This window comes from Streptomyces sp. NPDC004629, from assembly GCF_042873595.1.
Taxonomy (GTDB): domain Bacteria; phylum Actinomycetota; class Actinomycetes; order Streptomycetales; family Streptomycetaceae; genus Streptomyces.
Window position 1 is genome coordinate 39217 of record NZ_JBIALO010000034.1, and the last position, 14749, is coordinate 53965.

Sequence of the window (14749 nt, forward strand, 5' to 3'; positions counted from 1 at the left end):
CTTCCCGGTCATGGGAGAGCGTCCGTACGCCTCACACGCTAGGTCCACGCGCTGCGCTCGGCGACTCGTGTCCCGTGTGGCGGCCGGGCGGGCGCCCGCCGTGACGAAGGGTCACGCCCGGGTCAGCGTCGAGTGGAAGGTCCAGCGGCCCGACCCCACCTCGTACACCGCCTCCGAGCCCTCGGTGCGCAGCAGGCGTGCGCCGCCGGGAGCGTCGGCGTGGCCCGCGTCCGCCGGGACGTGGATCTCCGCCGTGCTGCCCGCGGGCACGTCCACGGTCAGCCGGAAGCGGCCGGAGTCCCGCCGCCAGTCGGTGCGTGCCACGCCGTACGGGGTGGTGTAGGAGCCGGAGGCGGACGTCATGTCGCCCTCGACCGCGGGGTCGATGAGCAGCTTCGCGTAGCCGACCGAGTCGGCCGTCTGCGCGATGCCCGCGACCCGGCCGATGAACCATCCGTCGATGGCGCCGAGCATGAAGTGGTTCTGCGACTGGCCGGGGCCGCCGTCCCAGGATTCGCCCAGCGTCGTGTTCCCGGCGAGGACCTGGTACCCGTAGCTGGGGCTGGTCGTCTGCGTGGCGATCCGCAGCACGATGTCGTCCCGGCCCGCCGCGGACAGCACGCGGAAGGCGGCCGGCAGCGAGATCTCGCCGAGCACCAGATGGTGTCCCGCGTTCTGCACGGATGTCGTGAAGTGGCCGAGCAGGCGGTCCCGCTCCCCCGCCGGGTAGGCGCCCATGTCGAGTGCCAGGGCCTCGGCGCCCTGCCCGCCGCCCCCGAAGGTGCCGGTGGCGGTGTCGTAGTACTTGGCGGCGAGCGCCTTGGCGCTCGCGTCGGCCTTCGCCCGGTACTCCTCGGCCGCGGCCCGGTCGCCGAGGACGGTGGCGATCCGGCCGAGGGCGTCCACGACCCGCCAGTAGCCGTAGGTACCGGCCACCGCGCGCGGGAAGGTGCGGTCGGGGGTGAACCAGTCACCGAGGCCGTAGTCCAGGATGCCGCCCGAGACCTGGTTCTCCAGGAAGGCCGCGTACTGCCGCATGCGCGGGTAGTAGGTGCTCAGTGTGGCCCGGTCGCCGTAGGCGGTGTACAGCTGCCAGGGCACGAGCACGAAGGCGCCGCCCCAGTTGGCGTCGTTGCGGTAGGCGCCGGGCAGGTTCGTGTACTCCGGCACGGTGCTGGGCACCAGCCCGTCCGCGGTCTGCGCGTCGGCCATGTCCCGGACGATCTTGCGGAGGTGAGCCTGCATGTCGTAGTTCCCGGCGAGCGCGGGGAAGACCAGCTGATCCTGTTCCAGCCAGCCGAGTTTCTCCCGGCTGGGGCAGTCGGTGAGGACGCTCATCATGTTGCCCTCGATCGCCCGCCGGATCAGCCCGTGGATGTCGTTGACCAGCGGGTCGGAGGTGGTGAAGGTGCCGGCGGACGCGTTGTCGGTGCGCAGCACCTTGCCCCGTACGCTGACCGTGGCGCCCTGGGGAACGCCCTTGAGTTCCAGGTAGCGGAAGCCGTGGTAGCTGAACCGCGGATGCCAGGTCTCGGCGCGGCTGCCGCGTGCGGTGTAGCCGTCCCACAGCGGGGCGCCGACGTTGCTGATGGACTGGAAGGCGTGGCCGGCCTTGAGGCTCTCGGCGGGGTAGACGCGGATCTCGCTACCGGCGGGTGCGGTGACGGTGATCTCCGGCCAGCCGGCGATGTTACGCCCGAGGTCGAAGACGCGGCTGCCGTCCGCGCCGTCGACCTCCTTGCCCTTGAGGGTCTCCACAACCCGGATCGGCTCGGTCTCCCGGGCGCTGAGCCGGGCCGGCCGCTCCGCGCCGCCGGGCCCCGGCACGGTCACGGCGCGGCGCCAGTCGTGCCGGTCGCCGCGCGGCTCGTCCCAGTGCGGGATCTCCCGGCGCGCGTCGTAGTCCTCGCCTCCGTACCAGTTGGACGAGGTGGTGGGTCCGAGCGTGGTGCGCCAGTCGTCGCCGCTGGTGACGGTGCGCACGCTGCCGTCGGCCAGGGTCACTTCGAGCCGGGCGATCAGCTTGGGGTCGCTGAGGTTGCCGTACAGCTTGCGGTAGCGGTCGGCGGTGCTGACGACGTTGGACATGCCGTTGCCGAGGGCCACACCGATGGTGTTGGCGCCGGTCCGCAACCGGTCGGTGACGTCGTAGGTGGCGTACTGGACGCGGTCGGCGTAGTCGGTGTTGGCGGGTTCCAGGACGGCGTCGCCGACCGGTTCGCCGTTGATCGTGGCGTCGTACACGCCGAGTCCCGCGATGTAGAGGCGGGCGCTGCGCACCGCGCGCGGGAGGGCGAAGTCGTCGGCTAGCAGCGGCAGTCCGGACGGCAGGTAGGGCTCGGGCGGGCGCTGGCCGGTGACCCGGGCGAGCGGGGTGAACGGTCCGGACGGATCGTCCGCGCCGGCGAGCGCGTAGTCGGCGGGGAAGCCGGGGACGCGGCCGTCGTCGGTGAGGACGTCGGCGCGCGGGTAGAGCGCCACCTGGTCGAAGGTCTTCGCCGCCTTCAGGTCAAGGGTGAGGATGACGGGGGTGTCGGCGATGTCGGGGCCGGGGTGTGCGGCGCTGGAGTATCCGGCCGCGGTCTGCAGTGCGCTGTTGGGCAGCCCGTCGACGGCCAGGGCGGGTTCCCAGGTCTTGCGGACGGTGTTGCTCTCCGACGCGGTGACCGCGGCGCCCTTGGCGAGGCCCGTGGCGGAGGTGACGGAGTCGCGGACGTCGATCTCGCCGAGTTGCAGGCGCCAGGCGCGGCCGGGGAAGTCCTCCGCGAGCGGCAGGCCGAGCCGGGTGACGTCCAGGCGCAGGTAACGGGCGGTGGTGCGCGGCACGCTGACCACGACCGGCTGGACGGTGCGCTTGCTCAGCTGCCAGTCCGGGTGGGTGATCCAGTCGGCGTTCCAGTCGGACTGCCGGGTCAGTCCGGTCTCGAAGACGGCGGGGGCGCTCCAGGCGGATCCCCGGGACCCGTGCTGCGACCACAGCATGACCCGCCAGTACACGCGGGTGCGGGAGCCGAGTGCCCGGCCGGCGTAGGTGGTCCCCGGGGTGGCCGAGCGGACCTTTCCGGAGTCCCACAGGTCGGGACGGCCCGCGCGCAGCCGTTCCGGGCTGGTGGCGGCCTGGACCCGGTAGGCGGACTGGAGGACGTTCGCGGTGCGGGCGGTGGTCCGCCAGCTGAGCGAGGGGGTGGTGTCGTCGATGCCGAGGGCCCGATCGAGGTGCTGGGTGCGCAGCCGGCTCGCGGTGAGCGCGCCGGTGGTCGTGGTGGCGTCGGCGCTCACGGCGCCCGCCAGCACGGTCGCGAAGGCGGTGAGCGCGGCGGTCAGCAGGGGGAGGCGGCGCCGGCGGGCGCCGGGGACGCGGGATCTGTGCATGGTGCTCCTACGGGTGGCGTCGGGGGCCGGACGGGTCAGACGCGGGTGAGCCGGGCGGTGACGCGGCGCCTGAAGCGCAGCGTGACCGGGCCGAGCAGCCCGGACGGCAGGGGTTTGTTGCGCTCGTTGGACAGCGTGTTGGAGACCCGCACGTCGAGCCGGTTGCGTCCCGGGGTGAGCAGGCCGGTGACGTCGACGACGAAGGGCGCCCACAGCAGCGGCCCGAGTTCCGTGCCGTTGACGGTCACGGCCGCCACGTCGCGTACGTCTCCGAGGTCGAGCAGCACCCGCCGCCCGGCGAGCAGCGAGGGCGTCACGTCGACGGTGGTGCGGTAGGTGCCGCTGCCGGAGAACAGCCGGTCGACGTCGGTCCAGCTGCCGAGGGGGCCGGTGACGGGAGTGGCGCCGTCGCGTTCCAGGGTGAGGGTCCAGTCGTCGTCCAGGGTGACCGGTGTGAGCGGGTCGTCGACGCGTACCGTGCCGTGGTAGGTGTGGCCGCCGTCGGTGCCGGTGAGTCGGTGGACGCCGGGCGCGGCGGCCTCCGCCGTCACCCGCAGGGTGTGGCCGTCGGTCTCGACGTCGAGCACGGGCAGCGTGGCCTGCGTCAGGTGCGGCGGGGTGGGGCCGGTGCGGCGGACCACGACGATCCGGGTCTGGTACGGCTCGAAGCCGAGCGGTATGCGCAGACCGCGCCCGGTGCTCCGGTACACCGGTGCGGGCCCGGTGTCACCCGTCGCCGGGTCCCACAGTTCGGGCACTCCGGCGACCGGGAGGGTCGCCACGGTCTCGACGGGCTCACCGCTCTCGTTGTTGAGGAGGAACGCGGTGTCCGTGCCGCGGTGCACGCGCAGCACCCGGATCGCGTCGCGCGGGGGGTCGAGCACGGCCGCCGCCGTCTGGGCCCGGTGGGCGGCGGCGCGCAGACCGGAGACGTCGGCCACGCGTACGGCGCGCCCGGCACCCAGGGCACGGGTGCCCGGCAGCGCGTCCCCGAACAGGTCGGACAGGGCGCGGGTGAGGGTGCGGTCGTTGCCGTCCGCGTCGTCCTCGGGGAACGGGCCCACGGCGACGACGGTGCCACCGGAGCGCACGAACTCCCTGAGGGTGCGCACACCGGCCGCGTCCAGGGTCGGGGCCTGCGGGAGGACCACCAGGTCGTAGCGGGCCGCGCCCACGGCGAGCCGGCCGCCGCGGACGTCGGCCCGGTGGCGCAGGTCCGGATCGTCGGCGAGGGCGCCCTCGTGCAGCAGGTCGAAGTCGACCTGGGCTCGCTCCAGCGCGTAGGCGGCGTCCGTGAACGAGCCGTCGACCTCGCCCTGCCGGGCCGTGCCGGTCCACTGCTCGGCGGCGCGCTGGGGTTGCAGCAGGGCGGTACGGGCGCCGGACGTGCCGCGCCCGGCCTCCATGACCCGGCCGATCCACTCGGCGAGCGGGCGCATGCTCCACCACCAGGGGGCGCGGGGGCCGAACGGCGGCGGGAAGTACACCCGGCTCTCGTCGGTCCACAGGGCGTGCAGCACGGTCAGGTTGATGCCGCGGGCGGCCTGGGCTCCGACGGTCGCGTGCACGAAGCCGGGCGTGACCTGCCAGCCCATGTTGCCGAACATTTCCAGCAACGCCCGTTCGCGGCCCGTCTGGTGGGCGGCGGAGGCCGGGTTGCGGGGAATCATGGTGGGCTGTCCCGCGACGTATTCGGCGGTGATGATGTCACCGCCGGGCACGTGCGCCCACTGGTTGACCTTGTGCAGGTCGCCGGTGGAGGGGATGCGCTTGGCGGGGGCCGTCTCGTCGTACAGCGGGTTGGTGATGAGGGCGACGCCGCGCCGCTCGTACCACTGTGCCTGCTTGCGAAAGTACTGGGCGAAGCGGTTGGAGACGGCCTGCCAGTAGCGGCCTCGGGCGATCCGTCCCGCACGTCCCAGGTCGTCGAAGGCGCTGGCGTAGGCCGTGCCGGGTGCGGCGCCCACGGCGCGCAGCGCCTTGTCCAGGGTGGGTGACCACGGCAGCCGTTTGAAGTGGGCCTCGGCGGAGCCGAAGAACGGCTCGTCGTCCCAGAAGCCGGGGACGACGGTGCCGAAGTAGCGGGCGAAGCGCCGGTGGTACTCGCCCGGCACGATGTCCAGGAAGAGGTCGACGGGTTCGTCGTCGAGCAGGTCGAGGTAGCTGCGGCTGTAGCCCTGCGAGTCGTCGACGAGGGGCACCCCGCCGAACAGGTCGATCTGCCAACGGCCCGCGGGCACCTGCCAGGTGTGGCCGTCGGCGAGCCGCGCCGTCAGGTCGACGGCCTCGGCGGCGTCCGCGGACCCGGCGGGCCGGGCCGCGGCGGCGACGGCCCGCGCGGCAAGCGAGGCACGCTCGGGGAAGTCCCCGGCGGCGGCCGGGTCGTCGAAGGCCGACCGGTACAGCGTGCTGCCGTCGTCCGCCGTGACGGCGAAGGTGTCCCACAGGCCGCGCTGGTCGCCGACCGCCCGCACACCCGCGCCTCCGGTGGGGTGGCCGGCGTCCTCGACGCCGCCCTTGTCCTTGCCATCCAGGGTGACGGACAGGCGCGATCCGCGGACGGTGACGGCGAGGGTGTGGAACTTGGTCTTGTTGAAGCCGTCGGTCCGGCTGCTGCGCAGCAGTTCGACGGGTTCGGCGCCGCGGGCGAGCCGCAGCACGGTGACGACACCGCTCTGGTCGAAGGTGACCGCGTAGCCGTCGAGGCCGTCCTGTGCGGCCCGCACCACGACCCCGGCGGCCGTGTGGTCGGCCTTGCCGTCCGCGGTGAGGGTGTAGTCGCCCCAGCGTTCGCTGTCGCGGAGGACGGCTGCGCCGTCGAGGAGAGCGGCGTCGGCGACCAGCCGGCCGGCCTCCACGCCCACGCCCGTCGTGCGGCGCAGATCGACGCGGGCCGGTCCGGTCACGACGGTGGTCGACCGCCACAGTGCCTTCAACCGCAGGTCGGGGCGGGGCTCATAGGTGCGGGAGCCGACCGTTCCGCCCTTGACGACGTATTCGCCGGCCCGGCCGGACGGGAAGTGGTCGTCGTTGAACAGCCACACCCGCATGCCGGTGCGCTCCGCCGTGCGCAGCACGTGTCCGACGATGTCGAACCATTCCTCGGTGAAGAACGCGGGCTGCATCTCGGCGTTGTCGAAGGAGAACAGGATGACTTCGTACATGCCTTTGGACCGCAGGTCGGCGAGTTGGCGGTCGACCAGGTCGGGGGTGACGGGCCCGTTCCAGTACCAGTAGACGGTGGGGCGGCTGTCCTTGGGGGGATCGGCGAAGTGCCGTGCCGGGTACCCGGAGGGGCCGCCGCCGTCCCGGGGCTGCCCGGCGTCGGCGCCATGGGCGAGGCCGGGCAGCCCCGCGGCGAGCGCGGTACCGGCCGAGGCGGCGGCGACGAATCGGCGTCTGGACAGGTCGTGTTCGGGCATGCGTGAACTCCTGCGGGGTACGTCCGGGCACGGCGAACGTGCCGGTGGCGGGGCGGGTTACGGAACTGAAGGCCGGTCAGCCGGCGGCGAGTTGCGCCACCTCGGCGGCGGTAAGGGCCCGGTTGTGCAACCGGAGGTCGCGCACCGCACCCCGGAGGTAGGGGTGGATGGTGTTCTGCGAACGGCCGAGGAAGTTGCGGCTGGTCGCGCCGAGCAGCAGCGGGCCGGCGGCCATGGCCGGGTTGCGGCCGGATTCGCCGCCGTCGAGGTAGAGGACGCCGGTGCCGCCGCCGAGCGTGAGGGCCACATGGGTCCAGCGGCCGACCGGGAACGGGCCCGCCGCGTCGACGACGTCCTCCGCGGCCATGCCGGCGATCTTCAGCGCGGCGCGGGCACGTCCGGCGCCGGTGGTCGCGGCGAGGAACAGATAGGTCTCCTTGTGGAATCCGAAGTCGAAGACGCGGGCGGAGGCGGCGAGCGCGTCGACGCGTACGCGCACGCTGACCGTCAGCTCCGTCAGGCCCGTCAGCAGGCCCTTGGGCAGGGCGACATGGCCGTTCACCCCGTCCAGCGCCACGGCGTCGGCGGCGCCGTCCCGGATCCAGGAGGCGCCTGCGACGAGCAGGGCATCGGCGAACATGCCGGTACGGTCGGCGGCCGAGGCGCCCGTCCCCTCGTCCAACGGGTAGCGCGCCACGTCCCGTTCGCGGCCCTGCCTCGGTGTCACCGACCAGTACACGTTGTACCGCTGGTGGTGCACCTCGTGGAACGGCCGCAGGGACACCGGCCGGCCGTCGGCGACGGCGGTGAACGCGGTGGACTCGCCGCGCACACGGCGCAGCGTGTCCGGGCGGATGGTGGGCGGCACGGCGAGCGGGGTGTCGCCGTACTCGCCCGCCAGCACGAGCGGCCCGTACGACACCGATTTCACCTGCGGGTTGTCGGGGGCCGGGCGCCAGACGGGGGTGCGGGGCAGCACGAGTTCGACGGTGTCTCCGCTGCGCCAGTGACGCCGGATGGTCGCGTACGTCCCCGGCCGCGGCGCTGCGCCGACGTGCCGGTCGTTCACCTTGAGCTGGGCGGGTCTGCCGCCGTCCGCCACCCAGGCGGGGATGCGGATCTTCAGCGCGAAGCGCGCCGCTCCCCTGGTGACGGTGATCCGGACGCGGTCCGAGTCCGGATGGGCGGTCTCCTGACGAAGTGTCACCCCTGTTTCGGGCCAGCGTACTTCGGAGGGGATGAACAGGTTGACGTACAGCTCCGCGGCGCGGGTGTCACGGGAGCGGAAGTAGATGCTGTCGGCGAACTTGGTGTGTGTCTCCAGGCCGGTTCCGTGGTCGCAGGAGAAGTTGTCGTAGTCACCGCTGTAGCTGCCGGGAGCCGCGCCGAGCCCGCCCTTGGGCTGCCGCCGCGAACCGGCCCACAGCCCGGTGTAGTAGGTCACGAAGCCGTGTTCGGAGTCGGGGTCCTGCTCGCCGAGCAGCTGGTTGTAGAGCGTCCACTCGTGGTGGTCCATGTAGGCGGCGCGCGAGGGCCGGTGCCAGAAAAGCTGCCGGCCCAGCTTGAGCATGTTGTAGCTGTTGCAGTTCTCGCAGGTCACCTCCGACAGCCGGCTGACGATCTCGCCGGGCGGGCCGAAGAGTTCCTGGTTGGAGTTGCCGCCGATCGCGTACGAATGGTCCCGTACGACCACCGTCCAGAAGGTGTCGGCGATGTCCAGGTAGCGGCGGTCCCCCGTGGCCTCGAAGGCCGGCACCGCGCCGACCACCTTGGCTATCTCGGTGTTGGCGTGGCGCCCGGCGAGTTCGTCGCGGCCAGCCGCGAGCGGAGCGTACAGCTCCTCGTGGTCGAAGCGCCGTGCGGTGCGCAGATGTGCCGGGTCGCCGGTGAGCAGGTGCAGCCGGTCGAGGATGTCGTTCATGCCGCCGAACTCCACCTTGAGCACGGTCTGCATCCGCTCGTGGGACAGGGGTGCGGTGCGCGCGTCCACCCAGGCCGCCATCTCCAGCAGGACCGTCAGCGCCTGCCGGTTGCCGCTGAGCAGGTACTGGTCGAGCAGCCCGGCCATGATCTTGTGGAGGGTGTAGTACGGCGCCCAGGGCTTGCCGCCCGCCTCCAGCTGATCGAAGACCGACTCGGGGAAGGCGGAGAGGTAGCCGCGGTGGAATCCGGCGGACTCGGCGGCCTCCTGGCACTCGGCCAGCGCGCGCACCAGGCCGTCCGCCTTGTCGGCGTAGGCCCGGTCACCGGTGCTGGCATGGGCCTGCGCCAGGGCGCTGAGCAGATGGCCGGTGGTGTGACCGCGCAGTTGGACGTCCGGGGCCTCCCACCCTCCGCACGGCTGGGCCGCAGACGGCAGTCCCACGTTCAGCCGGAAGGTGTGCAGCAGCCGGTCGATGTCGACGAAGAGCAGATAGGCGCAGGTCCGGCGCATGTTGTCCAGGAACGGGCTGTCGAGCAGCCGGACCGCGCCGAGCGCGAAGGGGGCGAGCACCGGTTCGGCGCCGGACGCCCCGGCCGGCGGCCGGCCTGCGGCCGCGGCCGAAGGAGCCCACCCGGCGGTGGACGACAGGGCGGTGGCGCCGGCCGCCGCCGACGCGGCGAACAGGATCTGGCGGCGGGACGGGCTGGAGGTGTCGCGCGGTGCGGGCACGTGCCGGATTCCCTTCGGACGGACAGACAGGACACCGGACGGGCACGCGGCCCGGGCAGGTCCGGTGGCGGTTTTGAAACGTTCTATTTCATTCGCCGGAGACGCTAGGTGTGACCACCGTCGGCGTCAAGGTTTCTCACAGGAAGGGGGCGAAGTCCCTTGCCCGATTCGGCGATTGAGGAGACCAAGAAGACAGGTGAGGCGGACACTCCAGGCTCGACCGCGAGGCCGCCGGTGCGGTGACAGCCCCTCACATGGTGGTGGCCGCAAGGGAGTTGAAACGTTCAATCCAAGCGAGGGCGCGACGGGGCGTGTGTGTCCCCGCCGGAACGTGCGAACGCACCCGGCGGCGACGTGTGCCGCCGGGTGTGTCCGGGTGCGCCCGGGGGAGTCAGCCCACGATCGCCTGTACGTGGGGCACGAGACGGACGGGCCCCACGAGACCGTGGGCCTGCCGGGCGACGCCGCCGAACACGGACGGCTGAACCACCCTCAGCCGGTTGATGAGCGGTGTCGCCACCTCGATCTCGATGACGTTCGCACCGCGCCGCAGCAGGGCCCCGACGTCGGCGACCGGGTGCAGACGGTCCACCGGTGCCGTACGCGTGCCGTTGACGGTCACCCGGAACGTGTCGCTGACCTGCCCGAGTTCCAGCAGCGCGCCGTGGGACGCGTCCCAGTCGGCCGGCAGCACGACCGTGGTGCGGTACCGGCCCACCCCGGCGGAGTCCGCCAGTTCGGTGATCTGCGACCAGGGCAGCAGGGTGTCGAGCGCCAGCGTGCGGCGCACCCGTTCCGTCCGGGTCGCATCGGCTCCGGGACGCCAGTCCTCGACGTCCAACTGCCAGCGGTCCGGGGTGATCGGCGCGGGCACGGAGGGGATGACCGTGGTGACCGTACGCCCCCGGGACAGCCGGGTCGTGTACGTGCCCGCGGCCGTGGCCCGCACGGTCAGCCCGCGCCGGGTGAACAGCACCGCGTCGGCGTCCGTGGCCAGGGCGTGCGGGCGGGCCCCGTTGCGGTCGCCGAACAGGCCGGGCCGCCCGAGCGCCACGATCATCGCCTGTCCCGGCTGGAGCGTGACCCGAACGGTGAAGTCGTCGCCGTCCTGGGTGTACCGGGCGAGTCGCACGCCCTCGCCGGTCCAGGGGTCGAGGAGATACGGCACGGTGGCGCCGCGCCGCGTGCCGCGCAGGGTCACCTCGTGGTCGATGGCCGCCACGGGCGGCTTGACCGTCTCGGCGTGCTTGCCGTTGCACAGGTAGTAGTAGTCCGCGTCCCGGGTGGCCCGGTGCGCGTTGAGCAGCGTGGACGAGGTGGCGTGGCGCACGTCGGGTGTCACACCGAGCCGGGCGAGGGCGTCGCCGACCGCCGTCTTGTCGGCGACCTGGAGCACATGGGGCAGGGCGAGCAGCCGGGCCAGGATCCCGCGGAGCCGGTCCGTCTCTCCGGGGGCCGGCACACCCGGGGTGAGCGCCTGGTCGAAGGCTCCGAGCAGGACGATCGGGAGGCCGGCCCGGGCCAGTTCGAGCAGCTTGCGGGCGTGCGGCTCCGCGAGCGTGGGGGTGGAGCCGTAGAAGAAGTCGCCCTCGACGAACAGTGCCTTGTACGCGGGTCCGTCGGGCGCCAGCCGGCCGCCGGACACGGTGGCGGAGGGCAGATCCAGCAGCGGGCCGCTGAGGAACTGGTGGGTCCAGCCGAGCGGGACGCCGGTCGAGGTGAGCCAGGATGCTCCGATGCCGGTGGCGGTGTAGCCGGTCTGCCGGAAGACGGCGACGTCCACGCGGGCGGTGCCGGACTGCAGGACCCCGTGCACCCGGGCGAGATACCCGGAGACGTCCTCGATGTGCCGCCAGGTGGGCTGCCGCGGCCCCCAGGACTCGCCGTAGCCGGGCGTCCCGTTGTACGGGCTGAACGCGGCGAAGCCGGGCCAGCTCACCTGCGGCGCGGTCGCGTAGGAGAAGCCGTGTACGACGGTCTGGTTGACGCCGGCCGCGTAGGCGCCGCCCATGGTGCGCAGGAACCTGTCCCACGTCGTGCTGTACGCGGACCCGTTGTAGGCGCCCGCCTCGCAGGACAGCACCGTGTGCCCCGCCATGTCCCGGCCGCCCGCCAGGCAGCGGTAGTCGTCCAGGTTCTTGAAGCCGAGCGACTCGCCCTCGGGGACGTCGAGGATGGCGGCCGACGCGATGGCGTCGGTCTGCAGGCCGTACGGCTGGGAGCGCAACTCCATGCCGAGTGAGTGCGACCAGTCCCGCAGGGCCCGCAGATGGTGGCGGTTGAACAGGCCGGAGACCGTCTCCCAGAAGTCGTGCCTGATCTGCCGCGTCACTTCGGCCTCGAAGGCGAAGACCTGGTTGCTCTTGTCGAGGACGAGCGCCGGCAGATACGGCAGCAGCGGGCGGCCGGTGTGCTTCTCGAAGGCCTCCGGCAGCAGCGGCGTCCAGGTCAGCCCATCGGTCTCCAGTTCCACGGAGTCCTCGAAGAAGGTCCCGCCCGCCGCCTTCAGCAGCCGCCGCAGCGTCGGCGTCAGCACCTGCCGCGTCCAGTACTCGGTGACCGCGGCGGTGCCGTCCGCGGAAAGGTGGTCCACGGCGAACGCGGCCGGATCGGAGTGCGGGCCGGACTCGGGCTGCTGGCCCGAACCCCGCTGCCAGTACGAGACCAGCACCCAGTCGCCGTCCTCGGGTGCCGTCCAGGTCAGCGTGCCGTCCGTGACGGTGGCGGTGAGGTCGCGGACGCTGGCGAGGTCGAGCCCGGTCTCCTTGCGCGTGGAGTTCGCGGGCGCCACCCGGGCGGCCTGCACGGCGAGGAGCCGCTGCCGGGTGACACCGGCGGCGGCCTCGTGCAGCGGCGGCGGCACCGGGCCCCGGAAGGTGGCTCCCGCGGTCAGGTCGACCCGGCCGTGGGCGAGTTCCTTGGCCGCCGCCGCGTCGTCGGGACCGACGCCGGGCACGGCGACGGGCCAGCTCGGGCCGAGGGTGAGGTCGACGGTGATACCGCGTCGCGCGGCGCGGCGCAGCGCGGCCTCGACGCCGTCCCGCCACGGTCTGCTGCCCCACCCGTGACGAGCGGTGTCCAGCACCGACTTGTCCTTGATGCTGTGGTGGACCGCGGCGATCTCGACCCCGCCGAAGCCGGCGTCGGCGATCTGGTCGATCTCGCGGGCGATCTCGTCGGGGTCCACCAGGCCGTCGGGCCACCACCACCGGAATCTGGGGCGCACCGACCGTGCGGGGTCGGCGAACCAGCCGCCGCCGGGGCCGCTCCCGGTGGCGGGAGACGCGAGCGCGCCGGGGGACGCGGTCCAGAGGGCCGCCGCGGTGCCGGCGGCCAGTCCCGCGGTCAGGACCGAGCGGCGTGAGATCCCGCCACGCTGCGAGAGGTGTTCATGCATGACTGCGCCCCAAAGGGAGTTGGTTCCTGGTGGTGATGGCGACCACGGGATTGAATCAGGGGGTTGAATCGTTTCAATCACGGTGGACGCGGGAACCGTAAGCCGCTGGTTCGAGCAAGGTCAAGATGTCGGCAACACGTTTCTGACCGGCGGCCGGGCCAGGGGGGTCCTCGGAACCTGGACGAGCACCCGAGTCTTGAGCCGCTTCCAGCCGTCCATGTCTGACGCTCGCATCCTTCTACCGCACGGCCTACGACGTCGCCGCCGAGCTCGCGTTTGCGGGACCTTGCTCGGCTCTCTCCCGACCGCGTGGACCGGGCTGCACACGCGACAGCCTTACGGGATGTATCCGCGAACGTGTTCCGGGCACGCCACACTTCGATTCCGGGTCCGCTTCCGGTGTCAATCCACTCCACCAGCACCGCCCCGTCAACCTCACGCAGACAACGCGCACTCGTCGTCCATGTCAGGCCGTGACCGCCAGTTGACGAAACCGAACGTGCGGCGGACCGGCGCACTCACAGCGTTTCGCCCCGACTGCGGGCGTTGGCACACTTCACACCCGCGCTGAGCCGCTCGGCAGGGGTGGCGGGGCGGAGAAGGGCCGGGTCCGCCTCCCACTCACCACCCCCGCCCACCGGACGCATCATGACGTACGGGCCGGCCAGGTCTTGATACTCCCCGACCTTGTTCGTCACCGGGTCGTACATGACCGATGTGCCCTCTGGGGCTCGTCCGGCGGATCATGGGCCGAGCCAGGGCCGGACCGAGGCGAGGGCCGGCCAGTGCCCTAATCGTGTTGACCGCCGCCGGCAGGCAGTGCTGGAGTCGGCACGTGGACAGCATCTCCGCCAACCGGCGGCTCTGGAACCAGATCAGCAGCGCCTACCAGCACGAGCACGACCCGCAAATCGGCGCCACACCCCGGCTGTGGGGCATGTACTCCATCCCCGACGCGCACCTGCACGCCCTGGGCGACGTCACCGGCAAGCGCGTCCTCGAACTCGGCTGCGGCGCCGGCCAGTGGTCCAGGGCGCTCGCCGCCGAGGGCGCCACCGTGGTCGGGCTCGACCTGTCCGAAGCCCAACTCGCCGCAGCGGCCCGCGCGATGGGAGCGGCCCGCTACCCGCTAGTGCAAGGCGCCGCCGAACAACTCCCCTTCGCCGCCGACAGCTTCGACCTGGTGTTCTGCGACTTCGGTGGGCTCAGCTGGGCGCCCCCGCACCTGGCCGTCCCGCAGGCCGCACGCGTCTTGGGCCGAGGCGGGCGCCTGGTGTTCAACGTCGCCAGCCCATGGTTCGAAGCCTGCTACGACGAAGCCGCCAGCCGCGTCACCACGACGCTGCAGCAGGACTACTTCGGGCTGAACACCATCGCCGAAGGCGACGGCGCGACCAGCTATCAGCTCACCTACGGCGACTGGGTCAAGGTCCTGCGCGGCGCGGGTCTCATCATCGACGACCTCATCGAGCCGCGGCCCGAACTCGGAACACCCAACGGCTACAACGAAACCGACCCACCCGACTGGGCACACCGCTGGCCGGCAGAACTGCTCTGGGTGACCCACAAACCGTAAGTTCCGCCGCGCCGAGACGTGGAGGCATCCCCTCGCCGGACAGGCCCTAGCCAGCTAGGCCGCCGGACTTGGCGAGTCTTCGCTCGTCCTCTCCGACGAGCATCCGGGCGTGGATCCGCTCGTGGCCGGAACCATGGACCAGCGCGAGCAGGACGTGCTCGAAGACGGTTCGGTCGGGGATCCGGCGGCGGTGACAGCCCAGCGGGTGGCCGACGACGAACTCCTCCCGGACGGGGAGGAGCGCGGCGAACTGGTCCCACGGGGGTTCGAGCAGGCAAGCCGGCAGCGCGGGCACGGCCGTCCTTCGTGATCACTGAGCATAGGGATTA

General features: G+C 72.4%; 5 protein-coding genes and 1 pseudogene. 1 reads left to right on the forward strand and 5 read right to left on the reverse strand.

The features are described from left to right. Window positions 1-111 precede the first annotated feature (111 nt). From ACFYTE_RS35520 to ACFYTE_RS35535, 4 genes are all read right to left on the reverse strand, one after another. Complete coding sequence (locus tag ACFYTE_RS35520; RefSeq protein ID WP_388719529.1) at window positions 112-3372, reverse strand: family 78 glycoside hydrolase catalytic domain; 3261 nt, start codon at window positions 3370-3372, stop codon at window positions 112-114. 35 nt (window positions 3373-3407) lie between these two features. Next, window positions 3408-6794 carry a glycosyl hydrolase gene (locus tag ACFYTE_RS35525; RefSeq protein WP_388719531.1) on the reverse strand — a complete coding sequence of 1129 codons (3387 nt, stop codon included), beginning with the start codon at window positions 6792-6794 and terminating at the stop codon, window positions 3408-3410. A 76-nt stretch (window positions 6795-6870) separates the two neighbouring features. Then, window positions 6871-9447: a beta-L-arabinofuranosidase domain-containing protein gene (locus tag ACFYTE_RS35530; protein WP_388719532.1), complete on the reverse strand. Its 2577-nt coding sequence runs from the start codon at window positions 9445-9447 to the stop codon at window positions 6871-6873. Between the two features lie 391 nt (window positions 9448-9838). Continuing rightward, complete coding sequence (locus ACFYTE_RS35535; RefSeq protein ID WP_388719534.1) at window positions 9839-12844, reverse strand: glycosyl hydrolase; 3006 nt, start codon at window positions 12842-12844, stop codon at window positions 9839-9841. An 835-nt stretch (window positions 12845-13679) separates the two neighbouring features. On the opposite strand from ACFYTE_RS35535, the gene ACFYTE_RS35540 reads away from it, so the two are divergent. Then, window positions 13680-14420 carry a class I SAM-dependent methyltransferase gene (locus tag ACFYTE_RS35540; protein ID WP_388719536.1) on the forward strand — a complete coding sequence of 247 codons (741 nt, stop codon included), beginning with the start codon at window positions 13680-13682 and terminating at the stop codon, window positions 14418-14420. 96 nt (window positions 14421-14516) lie between these two features. On the opposite strand, the pseudogene ACFYTE_RS35545 reads toward ACFYTE_RS35540, so the two are convergent. Beyond that, window positions 14517-14715 (reverse strand): annotated as a pseudogene (locus ACFYTE_RS35545) (IS5/IS1182 family transposase); the annotation flags it as partial. Between the last annotated feature and the right edge of the window lie 34 nt (window positions 14716-14749).